At 46.6% G+C, this 21,491-nt stretch carries 32 protein-coding genes; 29 read left to right on the top strand and 3 right to left on the bottom strand.

Translation table 11 applies throughout. The features are described from left to right. Positions 1-182 precede the first annotated feature (182 nt). The 5 genes from rlmKL to rmf all read left to right on the top strand — a co-directional run bounded on the left by rlmKL (position 183) and on the right by rmf (position 6,560). Positions 183-2,303 (top strand): bifunctional 23S rRNA (guanine(2069)-N(7))-methyltransferase RlmK/23S rRNA (guanine(2445)-N(2))-methyltransferase RlmL, encoded by a 2,121-nt coding sequence (gene rlmKL, locus R7Q38_RS09045; RefSeq protein ID WP_053350765.1) that lies wholly within the window; start codon positions 183-185, stop codon positions 2,301-2,303. A gap of 21 nt (positions 2,304-2,324) precedes the next feature. Next, complete coding sequence (locus R7Q38_RS09040; protein WP_213893860.1) at positions 2,325-2,567, top strand: glutaredoxin family protein; 243 nt, start codon at positions 2,325-2,327, stop codon at positions 2,565-2,567. Next, positions 2,545-4,464, top strand: a complete 1,920-nt coding sequence (locus R7Q38_RS09035) for an ABC transporter ATP-binding protein (RefSeq protein WP_213893859.1) — start codon at positions 2,545-2,547, stop codon at positions 4,462-4,464. The genes R7Q38_RS09040 and R7Q38_RS09035 overlap by 23 nt, the downstream gene beginning before the upstream one ends. A gap of 7 nt (positions 4,465-4,471) precedes the next feature. Continuing rightward, the gene (locus R7Q38_RS09030) at positions 4,472-6,205 is read left to right on the top strand and encodes a DUF3466 family protein (RefSeq protein ID WP_213896466.1); all 1,734 of its coding nucleotides are present in this window, start codon (positions 4,472-4,474) and stop codon (positions 6,203-6,205) included. Positions 6,206-6,386: 181 nt separating this feature from the next. Continuing rightward, positions 6,387-6,560 (top strand): ribosome modulation factor, encoded by a 174-nt coding sequence (rmf, locus tag R7Q38_RS09025; protein ID WP_005377453.1) that lies wholly within the window; start codon positions 6,387-6,389, stop codon positions 6,558-6,560. 140 nt (positions 6,561-6,700) lie between these two features. Here the strand turns inward: rmf and fabA are convergent, their stop codons facing one another. Together fabA and R7Q38_RS09015 are read right to left on the bottom strand one after the other, a co-directional pair. Next, entirely contained in the window at positions 6,701-7,219 is a 519-nt protein-coding gene (gene fabA / locus R7Q38_RS09020; RefSeq protein ID WP_005390081.1) for a bifunctional 3-hydroxydecanoyl-ACP dehydratase/trans-2-decenoyl-ACP isomerase, read from the bottom strand. A gap of 70 nt (positions 7,220-7,289) precedes the next feature. Further along, positions 7,290-8,930 carry a Lon protease family protein gene (locus R7Q38_RS09015; protein WP_238844457.1) on the bottom strand — a complete coding sequence of 547 codons (1,641 nt, stop codon included), beginning with the start codon at positions 8,928-8,930 and terminating at the stop codon, positions 7,290-7,292. 210 nt (positions 8,931-9,140) lie between these two features. Here R7Q38_RS09015 and matP point away from each other — a divergent pair, with 210 nt between their 5' ends. The 3 genes from matP (at position 9,141) to R7Q38_RS09000 (ending at position 10,355) form a co-directional block, all read left to right on the top strand. After that, complete coding sequence (gene matP, locus R7Q38_RS09010; protein ID WP_005396497.1) at positions 9,141-9,590, top strand: macrodomain Ter protein MatP; 450 nt, start codon at positions 9,141-9,143, stop codon at positions 9,588-9,590. Positions 9,591-9,605: 15 nt separating this feature from the next. Then, on the top strand, positions 9,606-9,917 hold the full coding sequence (locus tag R7Q38_RS09005; RefSeq protein WP_005377468.1) for a DUF3634 family protein: 312 nt from the start codon (positions 9,606-9,608) through the stop codon (positions 9,915-9,917). A 114-nt stretch (positions 9,918-10,031) separates the two neighbouring features. After that, positions 10,032-10,355 (top strand): hypothetical protein, encoded by a 324-nt coding sequence (locus R7Q38_RS09000; RefSeq protein ID WP_025766620.1) that lies wholly within the window; start codon positions 10,032-10,034, stop codon positions 10,353-10,355. A gap of 317 nt (positions 10,356-10,672) precedes the next feature. On the opposite strand, the gene R7Q38_RS08995 is transcribed toward R7Q38_RS09000, so the two are convergent. Beyond that, a complete protein-coding gene (locus R7Q38_RS08995; protein WP_005390085.1) occupies positions 10,673-10,936 on the bottom strand; it encodes a helix-turn-helix domain-containing protein in 264 nt (87 codons plus the stop codon). 147 nt (positions 10,937-11,083) lie between these two features. Between R7Q38_RS08995 and R7Q38_RS08990 the strand changes: the two genes are divergently transcribed. The 21 genes from R7Q38_RS08990 to R7Q38_RS08890 all read left to right on the top strand — a co-directional run bounded on the left by R7Q38_RS08990 (position 11,084) and on the right by R7Q38_RS08890 (position 21,349). Then, complete coding sequence (locus R7Q38_RS08990; protein ID WP_005455288.1) at positions 11,084-11,275, top strand: hypothetical protein; 192 nt, start codon at positions 11,084-11,086, stop codon at positions 11,273-11,275. Next, positions 11,272-11,532 carry a hypothetical protein gene (locus R7Q38_RS08985; RefSeq protein WP_025627686.1) on the top strand — a complete coding sequence of 87 codons (261 nt, stop codon included), beginning with the start codon at positions 11,272-11,274 and terminating at the stop codon, positions 11,530-11,532. Before R7Q38_RS08990 ends, R7Q38_RS08985 begins: the two co-directional genes overlap by 4 nt. Positions 11,533-11,534: 2 nt before the next feature. Continuing rightward, positions 11,535-11,888, top strand: a complete 354-nt coding sequence (locus tag R7Q38_RS08980; RefSeq protein WP_149192353.1) for a hypothetical protein — start codon at positions 11,535-11,537, stop codon at positions 11,886-11,888. 12 nt (positions 11,889-11,900) lie between these two features. Further along, positions 11,901-13,718: a replication endonuclease gene (locus R7Q38_RS08975; RefSeq protein WP_149192354.1), complete on the top strand. Its 1,818-nt coding sequence runs from the start codon at positions 11,901-11,903 to the stop codon at positions 13,716-13,718. A gap of 17 nt (positions 13,719-13,735) precedes the next feature. Further along, the gene (locus R7Q38_RS08970) at positions 13,736-13,930 is read left to right on the top strand and encodes a hypothetical protein (RefSeq protein ID WP_176281229.1); all 195 of its coding nucleotides are present in this window, start codon (positions 13,736-13,738) and stop codon (positions 13,928-13,930) included. Between the two features lie 3 nt (positions 13,931-13,933). Then, positions 13,934-14,245 carry a hypothetical protein gene (locus R7Q38_RS08965; RefSeq protein WP_005457413.1) on the top strand — a complete coding sequence of 104 codons (312 nt, stop codon included), beginning with the start codon at positions 13,934-13,936 and terminating at the stop codon, positions 14,243-14,245. Continuing rightward, positions 14,238-14,783, top strand: a complete 546-nt coding sequence (locus R7Q38_RS08960; RefSeq protein WP_318114198.1) for a hypothetical protein — start codon at positions 14,238-14,240, stop codon at positions 14,781-14,783. The genes R7Q38_RS08965 and R7Q38_RS08960 overlap by 8 nt, the downstream gene beginning before the upstream one ends. Further along, positions 14,773-15,228, top strand: coding sequence for a hypothetical protein (locus R7Q38_RS08955; RefSeq protein ID WP_005457424.1), 456 nt, complete (start codon positions 14,773-14,775; stop codon positions 15,226-15,228). Before R7Q38_RS08960 ends, R7Q38_RS08955 begins: the two co-directional genes overlap by 11 nt. After that, positions 15,200-15,958 (top strand): hypothetical protein, encoded by a 759-nt coding sequence (locus tag R7Q38_RS08950; RefSeq protein ID WP_318114197.1) that lies wholly within the window; start codon positions 15,200-15,202, stop codon positions 15,956-15,958. Before R7Q38_RS08955 ends, R7Q38_RS08950 begins: the two co-directional genes overlap by 29 nt. Before the next feature lie 112 nt (positions 15,959-16,070). Then, the gene (locus R7Q38_RS08945; protein ID WP_005457441.1) at positions 16,071-16,199 is read left to right on the top strand and encodes a hypothetical protein; all 129 of its coding nucleotides are present in this window, start codon (positions 16,071-16,073) and stop codon (positions 16,197-16,199) included. Next, positions 16,199-17,026 (top strand): major capsid protein P2, encoded by an 828-nt coding sequence (locus R7Q38_RS08940; protein ID WP_029826364.1) that lies wholly within the window; start codon positions 16,199-16,201, stop codon positions 17,024-17,026. The genes R7Q38_RS08945 and R7Q38_RS08940 overlap by 1 nt, the downstream gene beginning before the upstream one ends. Before the next feature lie 9 nt (positions 17,027-17,035). Then, entirely contained in the window at positions 17,036-17,344 is a 309-nt protein-coding gene (locus R7Q38_RS08935) for a hypothetical protein (protein WP_025627790.1), read from the top strand. After that, positions 17,344-17,487, top strand: a complete 144-nt coding sequence (locus tag R7Q38_RS08930) for a hypothetical protein (protein ID WP_005457439.1) — start codon at positions 17,344-17,346, stop codon at positions 17,485-17,487. The genes R7Q38_RS08935 and R7Q38_RS08930 overlap by 1 nt, the downstream gene beginning before the upstream one ends. Then, on the top strand, positions 17,484-17,681 hold the full coding sequence (locus R7Q38_RS08925) for a hypothetical protein (protein WP_005457419.1): 198 nt from the start codon (positions 17,484-17,486) through the stop codon (positions 17,679-17,681). Before R7Q38_RS08930 ends, R7Q38_RS08925 begins: the two co-directional genes overlap by 4 nt. Continuing rightward, positions 17,666-18,052: a DNAase gene (locus R7Q38_RS08920; RefSeq protein WP_318114196.1), complete on the top strand. Its 387-nt coding sequence runs from the start codon at positions 17,666-17,668 to the stop codon at positions 18,050-18,052. The genes R7Q38_RS08925 and R7Q38_RS08920 overlap by 16 nt, the downstream gene beginning before the upstream one ends. Further along, positions 18,053-18,580, top strand: a complete 528-nt coding sequence (locus tag R7Q38_RS08915; RefSeq protein ID WP_017636232.1) for a hypothetical protein — start codon at positions 18,053-18,055, stop codon at positions 18,578-18,580. Further along, positions 18,577-19,293, top strand: coding sequence for a hypothetical protein (locus R7Q38_RS08910; RefSeq protein WP_318114195.1), 717 nt, complete (start codon positions 18,577-18,579; stop codon positions 19,291-19,293). Before R7Q38_RS08915 ends, R7Q38_RS08910 begins: the two co-directional genes overlap by 4 nt. A gap of 3 nt (positions 19,294-19,296) precedes the next feature. Further along, entirely contained in the window at positions 19,297-20,421 is a 1,125-nt protein-coding gene (locus R7Q38_RS08905) for a TasA family protein (RefSeq protein ID WP_318114194.1), read from the top strand. Positions 20,422-20,423: 2 nt separating this feature from the next. Next, on the top strand, positions 20,424-20,894 hold the full coding sequence (locus tag R7Q38_RS08900) for a hypothetical protein (protein WP_062730603.1): 471 nt from the start codon (positions 20,424-20,426) through the stop codon (positions 20,892-20,894). Positions 20,895-20,955: 61 nt separating this feature from the next. Further along, positions 20,956-21,183 (top strand): hypothetical protein, encoded by a 228-nt coding sequence (locus tag R7Q38_RS08895; RefSeq protein WP_025625168.1) that lies wholly within the window; start codon positions 20,956-20,958, stop codon positions 21,181-21,183. Beyond that, entirely contained in the window at positions 21,164-21,349 is a 186-nt protein-coding gene (locus R7Q38_RS08890; protein WP_025543506.1) for a hypothetical protein, read from the top strand. The genes R7Q38_RS08895 and R7Q38_RS08890 overlap by 20 nt, the downstream gene beginning before the upstream one ends. Positions 21,350-21,491: the final 142 nt, after the last annotated feature.

Genomic DNA, 21,491 nt, shown 5'->3' with positions numbered 1-21,491 from the left:
TCTTCTAAAGGAAACAAAATACGTTCATGAATGAAAAACATTCAAACTAAAGATGTTGAAAGTTTTAGATCATTTGAGTGGTGATGATTTGAACTAACGGGTGGGAAAATACCTTTAAAAACGAGGCATTGATCGTAAAGTCAGGTATAATTGAAGCCATTTTTTATCAGCGAAAGAACACTATGAATCAATATCTCGCGGTAACTTCAAATGGCATGGAAAATTTGCTTGTTGAAGAACTGACTAAACTAGGCATTGAAAATGCGAAACCAGTACAGGCAGGCGTAAAATTTAAAGCGACAAACGAACAGGTTTATCGCTGTTGTTTGTGGAGCCGTTTAGCGTCTCGATTTGTACGTGTTTTATCTGAGTTCACGTGTAACAACGACATGGACTTGTATCTATCCACTTCCACTATTAACTGGGTTAACCAATTTCATAGCTCTAAACGCTTTGTTGTGGACTTTAACGGCACAAACCGTGAGATTAGAAATAGCCAATACGGAGCTATGAAGGTCAAAGATGGCATCGTAGATTGCTTTGAGAACAAAGGCTTGCCACGTCCTAATATCAGCAAAGAACGCCCAGATATTCGTATTCACGTTCGTTTGCATAAAGATAAAGCGTTGCTTGGGGTAGACATGGTAGGTAGTGGTCTTCATCAGCGTGGTTATCGACCAGAATCGGGTCGTGCGCCATTACGTGAAACGCTTGCTTCTGCGATTATCATGCGTTGTGGCTGGGATGGGCATCAACCATTACTCGATCCAATGTGTGGTTCTGGTACTTTGCTTATTGAAGCGGCAATGATGGCAGCCAACATGGCACCTGGCGTTAAGCGCAAACAATGGGGCTTCGAAGTTTTGGAAGACTTTGAACCGGAGACCTGGGCTGAGATTAAATCAGAGGCTAATGTTCAAGCTAGACGAGGTGTCAAGAAAGTTGACGCTAAGTTTTTTGGATTCGATAACGACCCCAAAGTATTAAAAGTCGCTCAAGAAAACGCCCGCAGAGCAGGTGTTGAAGAGTTGATTGAGTTTGCGCAAGGTGATGCTGCAACTATTACTCGTCCCGCAGGATTTGAACACGGTGTTATCGTTTCAAACCCACCTTACGGTGAGCGTCTAGGAACTGAGCCGGGGCTGATTGCGCTCTATACCGCATTCGGTGGACAGCTAAAATCTGAGTTTGGCGGATGTAAAGCATCTATCTTCTCTAGCTCAGACGAGCTCTTGAGTTGCCTTCGTATGCGCGCTGATAAACAGTTTAAATTGAACAATGGTGCGTTACCGTGTCACCAAAAGAACTACAGCATTGCCGAGCGCAGCGCTGATGAAGTTAAAGGTGCAGATACTAACGTTCAAATCGCACCAGACTTCTCAAACCGTTTGAAGAAAAACATTGGCAAGATTGGCAAGTGGGCGCGTAAAGAGAAACTAGACTGCTACCGTATCTACGATGCAGACCTTCCAGAATATAACGTAGCGATCGACGTGTACGGCGATCAAATTGTGATTCAAGAGTACGCAGCACCTAAGAACATCCCTGAAGAAAAAGCCAAGCGTCGTCTAACGGACATTATCCGTGCGACGATTCAGGTGACCGGTGTCGAAGCGAACAAAGTTGTACTGAAAGTTCGTGAGAAGCAGAAAGGTCGAAGCCAGTACCAAAAATTAGGTCAGGTATCAGAGACGCTCGAAGTAAACGAGTACGGTGTGAAGCTGATCGTGAACCTTCATGACTACCTAGACACAGGCCTGTTCTTGGATCATAAGATCACTCGTCGTCGTCTTGGCGAAATGGCACAGGGTAAAGATTTCCTTAACTTGTTTGCTTACACTGGTAGTGCAACAGTGCACGCTGCAGTTGGTGGTGCGCGTTCCACTACAACTGTCGATATGTCAAACACCTACTTGAACTGGGCGAAAGACAATATGCAGCTTAATGGCTGTGTAGGGCGCCAACATAAATATGAACAAGCGGACTGTTTGCAATGGCTAGAAAACGCAAAAGGTGAGTACGACTTGATCTTTATTGACCCACCTACGTTCTCTAACTCTAAGCGTATGGAAACATCATTCGATGTACAACGTGACCACATTAAGCTAATGAAGAACCTCAAACGTTTACTGAGAAGTGAAGGCACAATCGTATTTTCAAATAACAAACGTCATTTCAAGATGGATGAAGAATCACTCGCTGAATTGGGTTTGAAGGCTCAGAATATTTCTTCTCAAACGTTACCATTAGATTTTGCGCGTAATAAACAGATTCATAACTGTTGGCTAGTAACGCACGCGTAGTATAAACAAAAGGATTAATACGTGCTGATATTGTATAGCACGGAGGGATGCCATCTTTGTGAGATGGCATTTGCTCTAGTAGACCAAGTCGGTTTGGCCGAGCAAACAGATATCATCGATATTGCGTTCGATGATGTACTATTTTCTCGTTACGGCGTCACAATACCCGTCTTAAAATATCAAGATTCTGAGTTGAGCTGGCCGTTTGACTTAGAACAACTCATACATTGGTTGGATAATAATGGCATTACTTACCATTCATAACGCACAACTTGCATTTGGTGACCACCCATTGCTAGATAAAGCGGAGTTCGCTCTTCAAGAAAACGAACGCGTTTGTTTAGTTGGTCGTAACGGAGCAGGTAAGTCCACGTTAATGAAAGTGCTTGCCGGCGACATTTTGTTGGATGATGGCAAGATTCAAATAACTCAAGACGTAGTAGTTTCTCGGCTTGAACAAGATCCACCGCGCAATCAAGAGGGTACGGTTTACGAATACGTATCTGGCGGTTTGGCTGAAATCGGCGAACAATTGAAGATCTATCACGATCTTCTCGATCTTGTTGCTCAAGACCCAAGTGAGAAGAACATTAACCGTTTGGCGAAAGTTCAAGAGCAACTTGATCATTCTAATGCTTGGCGCTTTGATGACCGTGTTAAGAACGTACTTGGCGCTTTAAAACTAAGCCCAGAAACCAAACTGGCCGATCTATCCGGTGGCTGGCAACGTAAAGCTGCTTTAGCTCGTGCGCTGGTTTGTGATCCTGATGTATTGCTTCTTGATGAACCAACAAACCATCTCGATGTGACAACGATCGAATGGTTAGAGAACTTCTTAAAAGACTTCAAAGGCTCGATCATCTTTATTTCTCACGACCGTGCATTCATCAAGTCGATGGCGACACGCATCGTCGACTTAGATCGCGGTCAATTAGCTTCTTTCCCTGGTAATTACGAACAGTATTTGAATGACAAAGAAGAAATGCTTCGCGTCGAAGAAATGCAAAATGCTGAGTTCGATAAGAAACTAGCTCAGGAAGAAGTGTGGATTCGTCAAGGTATTAAAGCACGTCGTACTCGTAATGAAGGCCGTGTTCGAGCCCTTAAAAAACTTCGTGAAGAGCGTCGTGACCGTCGTGAAGTTCAAGGTAAAGTTAACCTAAACATCGATGATGCTTCTCGTTCAGGTAAGATTGTATTTGAAGCAGAAAATGTATCTTTTGCTTACGAAGGCAAGACAATTGTCGACGACTTTAGCTTTAACATCATGCGTGGTGACCGTATTGCACTTATCGGACCAAATGGCTGCGGTAAGAGTACGGTACTTAAATTGCTACTAGGGCAATTGGAAGCGCAGTCTGGTCGTTTACACTGCGGAACAAAATTAGAAGTCGCGTACTTTGATCAGTACCGAGAGATTTTGGATCCAGAAAAGACAGTGATCGATAACTTAGCGGATGGGAAACAAGAAGTAATGGTTGGGGGACGTCAGCGTCATGCGCTGAGTTATCTCCAAGACTTCTTATTTGCACCTAAGCGCGCCAGAACCCCGGTTAAGGCACTTTCCGGTGGTGAGAAAAACCGATTATTGCTAGCCCGTATCTTGTTGAAACCAAACAACTTACTTATTCTTGATGAACCAACTAACGATTTGGATATCGAAACGTTGGAACTTTTAGAAGAAATGCTTGCCAATTATCAGGGTACATTATTGTTAGTGAGTCACGACCGTGAGTTCGTAGACAACACAGTAACAACCAGCTGGATTTTTGAGGGTAACGGTATAATCGAAGAGTTCGTTGGTGGTTATCATGATGCTAAACAGCAGCGTGACCAAGTTCTTGCTTCGCGCAGTCAGGTTGAAAAACCAACGAAGAAAGAGAAAGTGGTTGAGGAAACTCCCAAAACTACGCAACCTAAGAACAATTCGAAGAAGTTATCGTATAAGCTGCAAAGAGAATTAGAGGCTCTACCAGCTAAACTTGAACAATTAGAGTCGGATATCGAGAGCCTTCAGGAGCAAGTGAACGATCCAGAGTTCTTTGCTAAACCTGTAGAGCAAACTCAGCCGGTATTGGAACAGCTTGCTGCACTAGAGCAGGAGTTGGAAATCGCATTCGAGAGATGGGAAGAACTCGAAGCAATGCAACAGGATAGTTAAGAATTCAATGAATTGTAGTAATAAATTCAAATTGACCGCCATTGCAATGATGGTTGGTACCACAATGAACGCACAGGCGGCATTGTATCAAGTTGTTGAGGTTTCACCTCAGGATCATGGTTCAAACGGTGACTACCAAACGGCTTACGGGGTTGCAATTCAACAGGGCGATGCAGGTACAGATCCTTCAACAGGTTCACCTTTCGCTTTAGGCTGCTTTGATGCAGCAGCAAACTGCACGCCAGAGCAGTTTAAACTTGCAATGGAAACTCGCACTACGCCGATTTCAGCGACACAAGCCGTGGATGGGAACAGCTATCGTGAAGAAATCCCATTCGGATTAGACGCTGGCTTTTATTACATCCAAGAACTCAAAGACTTTGAGCGTTACTGTTACAACCAGCTTCGCTATTCCACCTGTGACTCATGGGCTTCAGTAAACTGGACGCCGTGGAATAAAGAACGTAGTAAAGACTTTACTTCTAATGCGTTAGCGTTCATAGAAGAAGATTCTGCTGCTTATAAAAATGAATATAACAATGTTATCAACCAGCTTACCGAGGGTGGTGCAGCTGTCGGTAATCAGAGTAAAGTTAGCACAGAAAATACTTCTACATTAGAAACACGAAATACCGTAGTTGCACCAGTAGAGCCAAATATTCTTACTGGCGATGGTGACGCAAGTGTTGTGCAAAGCCATGCTTGGAGCACAGACGGCAATTTTACTGTTGGCAGTGTTTCTCGAACAGCAAGCAATACCAATGGATCTCACCACACATCAAAAGCAGCGATTTGGGATCAAAGCGGAACCGTCAGTGAATTGGCTTGGCCAAGTGGCACATCTAAAGATGGAGAAAGGTTAGCTCAAGGGAGCATGCGTGACCTTGTCACTGATGGAACTACGGTCTATGGCGTAGGTTACAACACTTACAGTGATGATAACTACCTGAATGCGACTGTTTTTGTCGGAACTCTAGAAGCCGAAGGTAGCGTTGAAAACGCAACTTGGAAAAACAAAGTTGTTGTAGGAGCTAGACAGCGCGAGGGTGATGATACGGTTCATACAAACTCACGATTAACCGACGTTAACTCTAATTTTGTTGCTATTGGTGAAGCAAAACGTTCGGGCGGATACTTAATGCCAACGGGCTCTGCTCCGAATCGTCTCTTTATCGTAGATGATGTTCGTAAGGATTCTATTAGCGCTTTTTACCCAACTACTGGCATTTTCTTTAGCGGTGCGGGCGGTAAGATGGGCGGTATCAACTCTTACAATGAAATCGTCGGGCAACTTGATGCGGAAACGACTCGTGAAGACGATGGCAAGCCACGTCGTAAGCGCGGTTTTATCTATCCATATAGCGTAGGTGGCGAGACTAGTGAACGTGCTGCAACATTATTCAATGGAGAAGCTTGGTTCCTAGACAGTTTGACTAACGGCGGTGATTACTCTGAACAAAACAATCAGTTCCGTATTATCGACGCAACTGATATCAATGATGCAGGTGTGATCTCTGGTACTGCTATGAAATGTGCAGGTGGTTATAGTACAACAGCAAACAATGCGACATGTAGCTCTGAAGAGCAAATTGTAGCAGTCAAACTAGTACCTATTGCTGACGCAACTAAGGACGACATCGTATCTCGAAGCATTGACTCAACGACGACAGAGCGTCAAGGTGCAGGCCTTGGTTGGTTAGCTTTGACCATGCTTGGATTGTTTGGGTTCCGTAGAAAATAGTTAAAAATCGTCAGTAATTTTTAAATCAAGCAGAGGCTCACACATTTGAGTCTCTGCTTTTTTTATGCCTTGAGAAATTGCCTACTTTGATCGATTCTTATAAGTGGAGTCATAAAAACTCCATCAAAGTTTCACAATAACAGCTGTACGTTAGTAAATGGACCTGTATGAGGAATTAACTATGAAGAGACAAAAGCGTGATCGCCTAGAACGAGCTCAATCTCAAGGCTACAAAGCTGGATTGAATGGAAGGTCTCAAGAGGCTTGCCCATATCAACAAGTTGATGCTCGGTCGTATTGGTTAGGTGGTTGGCGTGATGCCAGAGATGAAAGACAATCTGGTCTCTACAAATAAACTCTCCACATACAAAAAGAAGGATTCGAAAGGGCTCTACGGAGCCTTTTCTACATTATAGGGACATAGGGAAGTAGGTTAACACTCGATAACAAAAAGGCTCCTAAATAGGAGCCTTAATAAATCGATTAAAATCGTGATTAGAAGCTTGAAGTGTCTTGGAACAAGCCAACTTTCAAATCTTTTGCTACGTAGATTTCTTTGCCGTCCACACATACACGACCGTCAGCCAAACCCATCACAAGCTTACGGTTTACAACGCGTTTCATGTGGATTTCGTACGTCACTTTTTTCGCTGTTGGCAGGATCTGACCTGTAAACTTCACTTCGCCAACACCCAGAGCACGACCTTTTCCTTTGCCACCAACCCAGCCAAGGAAGAAACCAACAAGTTGCCACATCGCATCAAGGCCAAGACAACCCGGCATTACAGGGTCGCCAGGGAAGTGGCAGTCAAAGAACCACAAATCTGGAGTAATATCCAATTCCGCCAAGATCAAACCTTTACCAAAATCGCCTTCAGTCTCAGACATTTTAGTAACACGATCCATCATTAGCATGTTTGGCGCAGGAAGCTGAGGGTAACCAGGCCCAAACAGTTCGCCTTGGCTAGAAGCAAGTAGATCGTCACGGTTATAAGAATCACGTTTGTTTTGCATTATCAATTACTCCAATTTTTGATAGCTGCATCTTAGTGAACACGTGTACGCTAAACAACTCCGATCAGTACTAGACAAACCAGTTTTTGATGCGCTGCACAATTCCTTCTGGATGCTCATGTCTTTCAAAGTTTTCAATACGTTCCGCTATTTTGCCAATAATGCTATCGTCTTCACCTCTAAAAGGTTTATTCATTACAATCGGAATAGCTTCATCTACGGTAGAAACGGACCAAATATGGAACTCACCATTTTTAATGCTTTCTATTACATCTTTATGTAATGCAAGGTGTTTAAGGTTTGATTTTGGCATCACAACACCTTGATTTCCTGTAAAACCTTGATGTTTACAAACCTGATAAAAGCCTTCAATTTTTTCGTTCAAGCCACCGACGGCTTGCACTCGACCAAACTGATCAACAGCTCCTGTAACCGCAACTTGTTGATTAATTGGAGATTCAGATAAAGCACTCACCAAGCAACAAAGTTCTGCAAGAGATGCGCTGTCACCATCAACTTCACTATAAGACTGTTCAAATACGATGGAGGCTGAGTAAGGCAGTGGTTCATCCAGTTTCAGAGCAGAGCTCAAGAAAGCTTGCATAATCATCATGCCTTTTGCATGTAGATTGCCTCCAAGCTCAGCTTTGCGCTCAACATCGGAAACATCGCCATCACCAAAATGAATTACACAAGATATTCGTGCAGGCTCACCATAGCTGACAGGGTGCCCAGCCATATCAATAACGGTTAGGCCATTGATTTGACCAACTTGTTCCCCAGTTGTCTCAATGATGACTTGGCCATCTAAAATATCGTACACGGCACGCTGAGGAAGGTAAGATTCTCGGTAATACTTATCGTCAATCGCTTTATCTAACGACTTGTAATCTAATGCGTGGCCATCACTGAACTGGCTAGCAAGCGTTAGAAGTTGAGAGTGCCACATTACTCCTAAAGGCAGATAATGTTGATCTTCAGTAAATCTCATACCGGCTAGCAACAATCTTCTAAAACCACATTCAGTTAAGTGAGGCAGCTGATATTGAGAACATATCCAGTTCACTAAACCAAAGTAATCTGTCAAATTCTGCTCTGACAGATGAATATCTTCTTCAACTTCCGTATACATGGCAAAGCCAGAACAGAAGTCTTCATCGATGTATTCTAGCTCTGCTAACTGACTTCTTTCTCCTGTTACAATCAGTTTTACATCATAAGCTTTAGCTTGCGGTACTGAAGTAGGTAAACGAGTAGGGCTTAGGTTCAGTGGCTCGATAAGGTTTTGTTGAATTGCAGACTTTATATTTGGCCAAAGCCCTGGGTTAGCCAAAATTAGATTAGCCGGTACTATTAAGTAACCGTTATCTGCCTGTGAAATTAAACCAGGTTGGAAGGCAATATCACCACTTACATCAACACTGTAACGGTCAAATAAACGTTTGGCATCAAGTGATTCCGACAAAACTATAGCAGCGTTAGACTCGCTCTGAAGAGCTTTACTGATGAACTCTCTATATACAGAATTATCTACGCAGTTAATGAGTAGTACTCGCGTCAATCCGGAAATTTTTGAAAAACGAGATATCGTTGCCGACATTCTCGGTTGGAGCTCAGTAAAAGACTTCTTTGGTAACGAAGGTGCCGACTTTAAAAGTGCTTCGTACTGCTCAAGTGAAGGTGTTACGTCTTGCCAATTAAGTTGGTTCATTAAAATTCATCGTAATTCAATCTTGCCGACATTATAACGAAACGGACTATAACACCCTAGCACCAATTTGGTTTGCTCACGGCATTCAACTCTCAATGAACAATACTTAGACAAATGAGTGATCAACATCGATACTTCTAAGAGTTTTATTTGCCCAAGTAAACCATCTGGGTTACGCTGTCACTAGGTTATGTTTATGGGTCGGAACAAATGAAATATCAGCAGCTTGAGAATCTAGAATGTGGGTGGAAATGGAAGTATCTCATCAAAAAATGGAAAGATGGTGAAGCGATTACCCGACATATTGATACAAGCGAAGCAGATGCAGCGGTCGCAGAACTAAAACGCCTTGAACACGAGCCTACACTTGTCTTGGCTTGGATAGAAAACCACATGTCAGAAGAGTTAGATAATAAACTCAAGCAGGCTATCCGAGCGAAACGGAAACGTCACTTCAATGCAGAGCAAGTCCATACAAAGAAGAAATCCATTGATTTAGATTACCGAGTTTGGGAAAAGCTTTCTAGTAGAGCGAATGAACTTGGTTGTACGTTATCTGACGCAATTGAATATTTGCTTTCCGAAGCGTCGAGAAGTGAAAAAGCGAGTCAAAAAGTTACCTCAATTAAAGAGGATTTGAGTAAATTGCTATCTAGCTAGGATAGGGAGTGCCAAATGTTATATGTAATCTTAATTGCAGCCATCGTGATCTTTTGGTTGATCGCAGTCGATAGGCCGGTGTTAAAAGTAAAGTTCGATAATGGCCATATTAGTAACGTAAAAGGGCATCTACCTCCTTCTTTCAAACACAACTTACAGGATATTAGTGAGCATAACCCGTTTACTGGTGAAATGAAGGTGTATAGCCAACGAACAGGAATGCGCTTAAGCTTTTCCAAAGGCATTCCCAAAAAAGTTCAACAGAGGATTCGTAACGTTTTTCCGCACCAGGGCTTCAAAGCAAACAAAGGCAAGAAGCGCGCTTAATTACATATCAGTTACTTCATCATGTTAAATGGGACGCAATGTGGCGTCCCATTTTCGTATCTACAGAAAAATTACTTATCATCGAACAATCAACAACATAAACGGACCAAAACGATGAGATACGTTGTAACTTTAATGGTATTGATCTTTGCAAGTAATTCAGTTTTTGCTGACGATTCAGAAACGAACCTGTTGGCTAAAAAGATTAAGACTAAGCTTCAAAAGAAAGTAGACAATAAGTTTGATGGCTATCAAGGTTATTGTGACGTCATGATAGAAATGGAGCACAAAAGTAAAAACGCAGTAATAAAAAGAGTAACCAGCAGTGGTGACCAAAAAGTGTGTAGGTACGTTAAGTCCAACTTGAAGAAAGGAAAACGCTATCGTTACAAATACCCCGAAAAGTACATTCGCCTCCATATAACCACAGGCTTATAAATGTTTCAGAACGCAACTGAGCTCGTGATTTTTGGCAGATTTCGTTGCGGAGCGATTAGAGCGTTTAGCTGATTTTTGCTGTTGTACGAGGCGAGTATGAAAGGCTTTTCAATTTTCAATAAGAGATTTGATTTGCTTCGTAAGCATAACCACAAACCAAACTAGCGATTGCAAGTCCACAGGAACCTCGGTTAAAGCCTCAAAAGCAAACAATGTTGTTAATCTTAGGAGGACATTTTAAAGTAGCTAAAACCGGACATTATTGCTTTGAGATCTCACTCCTTGGTGCGCATTATATGTGAAAGGGTTAATATAGGCTAGACAGGGGCGCCTGCTTGTAAGGCATTGATTAAGCGGGGATTATTGTACTTATCATCTATCAAACCGAACACCAAATTTTGATCATCTAGTTCCAGTAAGTCGGCGATTTTAAAGGCTATTTCCCAATCCATAGAACAGCTACCCGCGCGCCAGTGGGCTACGCGACTACGACCAACGCCAAGTTTCTGAGCTAGTTTGTAGTCTGAGCCCAGTTCGTACTTAGCTTTTACTCTGTCTAAAAGTATGTTTGTGTAGTTCATTTAGTAACTGTTTAAAAAAGAAACAAGATTGTTAAATTGTAGAGCATCTTACGTGCTATTTCAGTAGTTTAACTCGTTTGTACGTTTAAAATAATTCGTTTACGGTTGCCATGTTCAAAAAAGAGACAGCTTGCGGAGGCTATGAACATGGAACGTATAATCTCAAACCCAATCCACTTACCTTGCCCTGATATGGCAGGGTGTGCAAATCCAGACCCAATCAAAACGGCTAAGTCGCTGCGTAAAATCGCAGAATTACGCGAGAAGTTCGCCGAGCAATTCCCTAAAAAGAAGCAGACCTACATTCCTACACGTTTTCGTCAGGGGGTTGTAGCATGAATTTGAGTATCTGGAAATCGCGCCGCAATCAGCGCCAACTTGTTGCATCACAAGACAACGGAACTCATATCTACTTCGACAGTTTCGAACTTGAAACCGTTGAAGCCTCTCTTTGGCTTTACCAAGGGATGACGCTTGTCGCTTGCATCAAAGCACAAAACAACACCTTAACTGACATCACGACCACGGCTCAACGTATGGCGACGCTTGGCGCGCAAAATAACGGTGAGTCATTGGCTCAAGTTGAGGGGGCGTAATCATGAAAAAGTTAACCGCTCGTGAAGCCTTTTCTTACATGTGGGGCGCACGTCGCTCTAATAGCACTCCTGCGATTCACTATGCCTTTGGTCGTTTGGTCGAAACATTAGGCGCACCAGAAGCCACCGAACTTGCGCTTTATATTGATAGCCTTGAGTTTTATTCGTTCAATTTGCGCCGTTATAGTGAAGTGAATACAAACAGTCTATGCAATTTTGAATTCAATACCACCGCGTCAACGAGTGCAAGGGTATATAAATTATATCAGGCAATTAAGCGCAACAATGAGCGCGTTGCTGACCGTATCCGCAAGCAAGATGAAGCGCCCCTAGTGGGCGCGGATTCTTCCCTTTAATCAGGGGGATGTATGGACTTCGACACCAAAGCCATAGAAATCAAGATGGCGGGCAAGACGTTCGCCAATGATGCCATTCATCAAAGTGCCTTTTCACGCCGATTTTTCCCACGCTTACCCGCGATAGTTCGCAACGATGTGCGCCGTAAAGTAGAGGCGCGCACACAGCGCAAAAACGCCACACGTGAAAACGTCATTAAAACCGCCAAAGATGCGGTGAAATTTGGCTTGAAGTGCGCACACCATATCGAGAATCGTTACTCGTTTGTTGACAGTCGAAAGGGTGCGCATAGCGAGCCATTGACGCACAATATCTTGATGCGTGACGACGCGCTGACCAAGTTCGCGGAGAAGTACGCCGACCAATGCGCCGAGATTTTATCAAGCCTAAATGCCGAGGGTTACGCCTCTTTTGTTGAGGCGTTGGCCGCGGTTTATTCTGAGCAAAAAGCGTTACTTAAGACCATTCACATTAAGTCGCCGTACGTAAATTTCAAAGTGAAAGACGTTGAAGTGTTAGAGCAAATGCTAACAGCTGCGGTACTCAAAATGCAGTCGGAAAAGTGGGTCGAACGTCGTTTGCTGCGTCTGCGTGGTGACTACATCGAGTACGCCCAAATCACCATGAGCCGTGTGGGTGACAAAGGCCATCAAAGCAAATACGTGTCAGAGATTTCCTTTAGTAACTGGAAGCGCAAGCAGCGTGAATCCGAGAAATACATGAAGTCGATGAGCGTGTACAACGAGGAAACAGGAGAGTACTTTCCATTAGAGGAAGTGGCAAAGCGCACCATTGCTAACCCTGAGAATCGACGCATTGAAATGATGGTTCGTTCACGTGGCTTTGAAGAACTGGCCGACGAACTGGAGTACACCGCGCTGTTCATTACGTGGACACTGCCGAGTCGTTATCACCGCAACTCCCCAAAGTGGGACGGCTCAAGCGTCAAAGACGGACACGCTGAGTTAATGCGCCAATGGTCACTTGCTCGCGCTAAGTTGGCCAAGTTAGAGATTGAATACTTTGGTTTTCGTGTGGCCGAGCCACACAAAGACGCAACCAGTCACGCGCACTATTTCTTGTTTTGCTCTCACAAAGACAAAGCCAACATCATTCGTATTCTACGCGGTGAGGCGATTGCGCCAGACCGTGAGGAATTAGGCGACGACATCACGCCACGCTTCGACGTTAAAGAAGCCGACCCAAGCAAGGGCGGCGCAACGGCGTACATTGCCAAGTACGTCTCGAAGAACATCAACGGTAAACACATGCCAGACACCGAAGCCGAAGAAAGCGCATTTAAAGTGCGCGCTTGGGCGTCGGTGCATCGCATTCGCCAGTTTCAGCAATTTGGTGGTGAGCCTGTGTCTTTGTGGCGCAGTTTACGCCGAGCGACAGCCGAACAAACCCAAAAAGATGATCAGCTAGAAGAACTGAGACAAGCGGCAGACTCATCCAAATGGGCGCTGTTTTGTCAGTTAGCTAAGGGCGCGAAGTTGGCTTACAAAGAAAACAAAAACGACTACGGCGAACCAATCAAAAAAATCATTGGTTTTGAGTGGTGCGGTCAAGTCATCGAAACCGCTAGCGAGTGCTATTCGCTCGTGCAAACGAAAGACGTAAAGCGTCTTTTAAAAAGTCGCGGAGCGACGTCTTGGAGCACTGAAAATAACTGTAACTCCCCACTCATTACAGAGTTAAAGAAGCTGACCGGATGGAGCTTTGAGGGAGTGAAATGCCTATTAGAGCCGTTGGCGAATGGGGCGACGGTTTCCATCGACCAATATTGTTCAATCAAATTACAAAACAACACATTACGACTGATTTAACCCGTTTGGGATATTGCTTGCGACAACGATTTCAGCAACTAGGTAAGGACAACCCAATGAGCAACATCGACAAAATCACCCAAGAAATGGAAGCCGAAGTAAAGCGCAGCAAAGGCGGCGTGTTTTGGCGTCTATTGCTGGTCTGGATGAAGGAAGTCAACAAACAGATTCAGAACAAACCGAACACCGATGAAGAACTAGCCGAGGCTTAAACAATGGAAATGCTATCTCTTAAAGAATGTCAGCAAGCAATGGCCGCGCTCGATGCGGCCGACAAACTCAACGCCAGTGTCGAAAAGGAGTTGAGCCAGTTCAAAAACATGGACACCAACGCGATTATCAAGCGCGCAAGCAAGATGCTCATGACGGGTAACTTTTCGCTTGAAGCGTTTGGTTTGAATCCGACGCTGTTCGACCAAATCGAGCAGCTTACCAAGCTCAACAACAAGGTGCGTGAAAAGTATCGCGGCTGTGTCAAAGGCAATATGCAGCAATTGGAAACAGTTGAGGCGGCCGCCGATGAGTAAACATCCCAACCCAATTCGCGGGCACGTATCGTGCCCCGTTTGCCAAAGTCCCTCAACCGTGCATCGTGTCGGTGAGGGCAAGCTGATTGCTGAGGGCGAACCCACCAAAAACGGACGCAATTTAGGACTGCTTTATTACAAGTGTCCGAGCTGTGGCAATAGCCCAATGAGCAAGAGCATTAACGCTTTTGTAGAAACCAACATGGTTGACTCGGTTGAACAGTTAGAAATGAGTGACGCCGTCACAATTAAGGCTGAATCGCCAACGGTTGAACCAGTGCCCGACATCGTTGCAAGCACTGATATGCCTAGCATTGCGGCTGCCGAACCAGTGGAAGCGCCAAGCGTTGAAACCGAGCAAGTAACCGAACCGGAACCCGCTCCAACGCCCGTTAAAAAGCCGCCGTTTCCAGTTAAAAAAGTCTTAGCGGGGATAGCCTTTGTCGCCTTGCTGGTTTGGGCAATTCGTCAACTGATGCCAACCAAAAAACCAACCGAACCAGACACCGAACAAGGAGAGCCAATCAATGCAGGATGAAATTGAAAACCAACCAGAGCTAGATGATTGGGGCGACTTTTCCGCGGTTATCAGTGGACTCGAACAAACCGAAGTCAGCGAACTAACCGACTTACCAACCGAAGCGGCCAACGACGACAACCACCAACCCGCGGGTGAAATGTTCGAGGGCGCCTTGTCGGTGCTGTTCACCATTGCCGAACAAGCGACGTCGATTATTTCCGGTGTCGATTTTGAGTTTGATGAAAAAGGCAAAGCGGCGGTGATTGATGCGGCGTTGCCTGTGTTGGAAAAACACAGTGACAGCGTGTCGTCGCTGTTTGGTGATTACATGCAAGAGGCCGTTCTCGGCTTGGCGGTGTTGTCGCTGGTCTACAGTGCCAAGAAAACCATGGCATACCAAAAAGAGCTATTAGCGATAGAGGAGGAAAAACAGCGTGAGCAAAAAGAAAAAGACGCCGCTTAAATTTCCCAATCCGGTCAACTCCAATCCGTCACACGATGCCGAGCATGTCATCTACGTGGCGGGCACGGGCGGGGGTAAAACCTCCGCCGTTAAGCACTTAGGTTTGGTGCCAAAAGCCGCGCAAGCGGTTTTTTTTGACCCTTACCGCAACTACGCGGGGGCGAAATTCCGCGGCCAACAATGTCTAGAAACCAGTTCTCGCGTGGCGTTCGTCAAGGCTTTGGTGATGGCACGTAAACGCGGCAAGTCGTTCAAGTTGGCGTATATCCCCAAAGATGGGGCTTGCTCGGAAGAATTGGAGTTCTTCAGTGCCGCGGTATGGGCGGTGGGTAATGGCGACGCTAAACAACTGCATGTGATCATCGAAGAGCTAGCAAGCTGCGTGGAGACGTCCGGTAAACTCAAAGGCAAAGCGGGCGAATTATGGCGAGGTGGGCGTCAATATGGGCTTGTACTGCATTCGATTTTCCAACGCGGGCAAGAAGTGCCCAAGACCGTGACCGAGCAATCACCTGTATGGTGGATTGGTGCGGTCAACTCGATGGCCGATGTGCGATGGCTCGCGGATAAAAAAGGCTTGTGCGTCGATACCTTGGCGGGCTTGAAGTCAGCCAAAAACAACAAAGCCGCAATTGGCAAGCCGATTGCCGAATATTTATTGGTTCGGGATGGTATCGGCAACGTGGAAAAAGGCGCATTCAACTGTCTAACCGGAGCACTTCAACGCTAAATCCAACCTATAGGTTAACCACTTAACCTATAGGTTGCTCTCACTTCCAAGCCTGTCCGTTTCCCTGTTTCATGAAATCACTTTTTAACCGTGTACAACCGAAAGGGACAACATGAAACAGCAACACAAAAACCTACTGATGGCACTGATTATCACGTTAATCGTGATTGCCGCTATCAACAATATCAGCGTACTCAACCCAGTGCGTGAAACTCTTAACGGCGAAAATGGGTGGTTCTAATGGAAGCACTAAAACAACCTTTTAACCCGCGTCCACGTGAGCTTGACCCTGTAGAGGGTGTGAACTGGGGCAACCAAGCCACCTTGCGCTTGGTATCGGGTCCAACTTACCAAAACATTGAACTGGTCACGGACATTCTCGATGCGGCAGACATCGAGCGCATCACAGTGAAAGTGAACGGCCGTGAAATCGTCAACGTGACGGGTCAAGACCTTATCGACCTGCAAGAGCACAAGAAAGAATACGTGCAAGCGGGTCGCTACGTGCTGAACTTCTCGGATTTGTCGATGCGTACCAAACTGGGTATCCGTACAGGTGAGCTAGTCACGCTGCAAGGCGAAATCTGGTTTATGTACATCCAGCTAAAAGCCAAAACGGGTGCCGCGGCACCAATGATTCGCGCTCGTGCTCATACCACGGCGGCGCAAAGCCAACGTATCTACATGCCGCGCATCTATTCCCAAACGTGGTACGCCGCATCGAGTGGTCGCACACCGTTTGACTTTGCCGAGCGTAGCGCGGCGCTGTCTATCAAGCGTTTGCACCTCAAAGACAACACGATTGAACGCGTTCGCGTCCTGCGTGATGAACGTGAAGAGCTCAACGTCAACAAGGCCGATAACGCCTACGACTTAGCCGCGGCAGGTCGTGAGCAGAATGCGGGCTTCTTCTCGATGGACTTCACGCGTTGCGGTTTTGGTAGCGAAGCACGTTTACCAACGGCGGCCATGAAACAACTGGCGTTTGAAGTGGAAAAAACGGCACCGGGCAGCATTCCGGTTCTGATTGAAGCCATCGAACAAGTGGCGGTGCCTACCGCGCAGTAAGGGGGCGTTATGGCGCAAGAGCAAAGCATGTGGGGTTCCATTTGGGATGGCGTCTTAGAAACGGGCGGCGAACTGATGACCGATGTCACCGACTTGGGCAAGGACTGGCTCGGCGTAAAGATTGAGAACGAAGCTCAACGCGTCGAATCCAGCAATCCAGATGAACAGCGAAAGCACAATAACGACTACCAACAACCCACGGGTGAGCCTGTGTACACCTCCGCGTTTGCGGGGGTGACCACCACGCACCTGATGATGGGAATGCTGTTCGTACTGTTGTTATTGGCGATGTTCTACGTCGCTAAGGGGAAGAAGTAATGCCGTTTATTCCATACCTGATTGCAGGTGCGGTGGGCGTATGGGCGGGCATCAAAATCACGGGCGGTTTTGACCGCATCGGATGGGTGCTCGGTCTGCTTCTGGTGTGTTATGTCCTGTACAAGAAAGGATTCAAATTATGATTGGTGGGCTTTTAGGCAATTCCGGCTCGATGCCAATTAGCGCCAACGGTGGTCCCGCGGTCAGCGGTGCCGATGGCGAATCAAGTGGCAGCCTATCGGTAGGCAATATCAACATGGGCGGGGGCAACTCCACCACGTTGATGATTCTTGTAGTGATTGTGATTGCGGCGGTGTTGCTATGGAAAAAGAAGTAATTGAAGTCGTGACGCAATCGAAACGTGCGCTTGGTGAACTCAAGCCCGCGTTTCGCGCTTGCCCTGATGCGTATGTCGAATTGTGCAAAGCGGTCAAGGATGGCCGCGTGAGTCTGTATCGCCTAATCAGCAATGAAAATGATCTCATCATTGCGGGTGAGCGTGATGGGGATAACTACTTTTTGTGGGGCGTCGCGGGGCGTGGTCTGCGTTCGGGGATTATCCAGTTATTCAAAGTGGTGAAAGCGGCGGGCATGTCATCCATGACCGCCGACACCGCCTTTGATGGTGTCGCCCGCTTGGTGCGTTCGATTGGCGTCACCGCCAAGCAAGACGGTGATTTTATTCGTTTGGATTTGGGGGTGCAGTAGATGGGTAGTTCTAAATCAAAATCGAGTAATACCAGTAACACGACTAACGTCAGCGGTCAGAATGCCATTAGTGGCGATAACCTCGGTGTGGCGATTTCGGGGGTGAACAACTCGACCATCAACACCACCATGACCGACCACGGCGCCGTCAATGCCGCCATGGAGCTTGGCGAAAAGGCGTTTGATGAAGCATTTGCGTTTGGCGGCGAAATGCTCAACAGCAATGAGCGTATTTCGCTTGAAGCGATGGACACCACGCACGACATTGCCGAAACCGCCATTGACGAAGTGGCTGATTTTGCGGGCGATTCCTTGGCAACGTATGCCTCAACCAACAGCGAAAACCTCGATATGTTGGCGGGACTGGCGGGCAACCAAGCGGCGCAGAACTCGAAGAATCTGCAAGCCATGATGGACTTGGCGAAATTCAAACAAGACGGCGGGCAAGTCGAAACAAGCAAGATGATGGTGATGTTAGCAATCGTGCTTGTGTTGGTGCTTGGCTACGTAATGGTGAAGAAACGATGAACACGCAACTAATCGCGGGTCAAGCCATCCCGCTGACGCCAGATGGCAATTGGCTGTATCTGAAATCGGCGCAAGCTGAGATTGAAGTCTATCGGGAATCGTCCGGTGAACGCGTCACGCTTGGTAAGTCGTCGGTGTTTAACGTGGGCGAGGGTAAACACCTTGGGCGTTTGCTTATCTCAAGCCGCACCGATAACCAGATTGAAATTCAATTTGGCTTTGGGATGTTCACGCCGCCCGTTGAGGGTCAAAGCGTTGTGGTTCAAGCCTTGCCGAATGTGGTGATTGAACAGCAACCCGCGGTAGAAATTGCGCCCAATCAACAACTGGCAGTGAATCAACTTCCCGCGGTTGAATTGGCTGCGAATCAACAGCTCGGCGTCACGACGTTGCCGCCTGTTGAGTTCAAAGCGCCGCAACCCGTGAATGTTCAATCATTGCCCGCGGTCACGCTCGAAGCCGCGCAAGTGGTCAAAGTGGATGAGCAAGTCAGTGGAAACCTCATCACCGAAGCGGTGAGCGTGTTCCCGCACAGCATTGCGCAAAACGCCACGCGCAAAGCCATCACGATTAAGGCGGCGAAAGCCAATAGCGCCTCGGTGTTTATTGATGCGTTTGAACTGGAAGCGGGCGAGCGCATCACCATTGAAAGCACGGCCGACATGACCTTAACAGGTACGGCGGGTGACACCGTCACGACTATGGAGATTTAACGCATGGGACAAGTACGAGAGAACTTACCAAACGGCGACCCACGCAACAAAATTGAATACTTGGCCGATTGCATCGACGACGCCAAGGCCGCGAGTGCAGAGAGCGGAAGCGACGCACCGCAAAACCTATTGGTAAACCCTGAGTTATCGCATTCCGGTGTTGATTTGGCGATGGGTTCTCCGCATCAACTGCGTTGGCTCACCAATGCCTACACCTACAAAGACCAAGCCGCGAACCAAATGCACCTTGGGCGCAGCTTTGGCCGTCCAGCTCCCGTAGGTTGGGGAGTGGAAGTCGTGCCGATTGATGGCGTGAGCGATTATCACAGCGTGGCGTACTCAAGCCTTGGCGGTGATATTGAGAAGTTCGACTACACGGCCAAAGCGTCCTATCTACTGGCGACAGGCTCAAACAGTCGCGTGTTGCATTTCAGTGTGTTCAGTGCGCCTTTTGACCGAGAGCTACGAGCACTCAACGATGAGGGCACCGCGTGGGTGCCAGAAAATCAATCGTATAGCTTGTTTTTTCGTGGTGAAAAGAACACCGCCGTGCGCTTTGGTTTGCTTGAACTTGATGCAAACGGCGATTTCGTCGGGTATGTGGCACAAGCGCAGATCCCCGCCGAAGCAGGGTTTAACCAGTTTTCACAAGCATGGTTGCACGGTATCAAACTCCAAGCGGGCGGTTTGTACGCTTACTTTGTGGAGTCAGATACCAGTTTGGGCGAGTTCACTTCAAGCCCAGTCAGTGCGGGCGTGTTTTTAAACCCTGATGAACTCGACATCATTCCAGACTTGACGCCAAGCGACACCGCCACACGCCGTTTTCGATTAACGGAGTCGTTTGGCGAATTCAGCAAAGCAGACGTTGAAGCGGGCGTTCATCTCAACGTGAGTAAGTTTCTGATGCCGTTTGGTATGGAAAAGCACCTTATCTTTGCGAGCTTAAAAGGCACACCAGGATATTACACCGTGCAGAACTTGCCCGCCGAAGTGGTGAAAACCCGTCATGACCAAGTCAGTGTGCGTGGAACGGTTGCCGATGCAACCACCGTCATCATGGCGTACTACTCGGAATCGCCTGTGCACTTGAATTACTTCAACTCAGTCAACTATCAAGCGGTGTAACTATGCCGCTATTTATCTTTGTCATCATACTCTTAGGGATGGGAGCCTTTACTATGACAACCTCAACCACATCAAGCGTTCGCGGGATTCGCATTCATAACCCGCTTAACATTCGCATTGCCTCTAATGCATGGAAAGGTAAGGTGACGCCGTCACGCGATAAAGCCTTTGAAACCTTTAAAGCGCCCGAATGGGGCTTTCGTGCCGGAGCAATTTTGCTGCGTAACTATCAGCTACGCCACGAACTGCACACGCTAACCGAAATCATTCACCGCTTTGCGCCACCAAACGAAAACCACACGGCCAACTATGCACGCTTTGTCGCGGGTCGTGTGGGCGTCGGTATGGATGAGCGCATTGATTTGGTGAACAACAAACCGCTGTTAGTCGAAGTTCTTCACGCCATGAGCATCATGGAAGTAGGTCGCCACTACAGCAAACACACGGTGCTGAAAGGCGTCAATCTGGTTTAAAACGTCGTTGAAAACGTCATTGATAGCGTCATATGACGTTTGATTATATTAAGGAAAAAGTATGTTTGAACGTTCAACATTAAAAGGATTTGCGTTATTAGGTTCAGTCATTGCTGCGGCAACGGGCTACGGCCATTTATTCAGCGTGGAATTGACCGATACGGGCGTCAATTTTGGCGGTGCGGTTGGCTTGGCAATTCCTGCCGTGATTGGCGCTTATGAAGCGTTACCGGACAAGTGGAAACCAAGCAAAAAAGTAGGGGGCTTGGATGGAGAGCGCCCTAGTTAACGCCTTATCTGGTCTGGGCTTTTCGTCTGAATCGCTTGTGTTGTTTGCTTTGATGGGTATGAACTTGAAATACCAGATTGCTATCAACAAGCAGTTAACCCAAGGGCTGCAAGAAGTGCGAGAAAGTGTTTTGGTTCTAACGGCCACGCGCAACAATGAAAGCTAAGGCTTAAACCTTGCGAACTGGTTCGAAACGCTACTAATGACGATTTACACAGCGAGTAGGGAGCCGATACTTTTGGCGGGTCGATTGACCTCGATAGGCTTCAAATGACGCCACCAAAGCAGAAGCCTAAAAAAGCCGAACC

Origin of the sequence: Vibrio sp. Vb0598 (genome assembly GCF_033338935.1) — a bacterium.
In the GTDB taxonomy this organism is placed as follows: domain Bacteria; phylum Pseudomonadota; class Gammaproteobacteria; order Enterobacterales; family Vibrionaceae; genus Vibrio; species Vibrio alginolyticus.
Note: the sequence above shows the minus strand (reverse complement) of the source record. Positions and strands in the feature narration are given on the sequence as shown.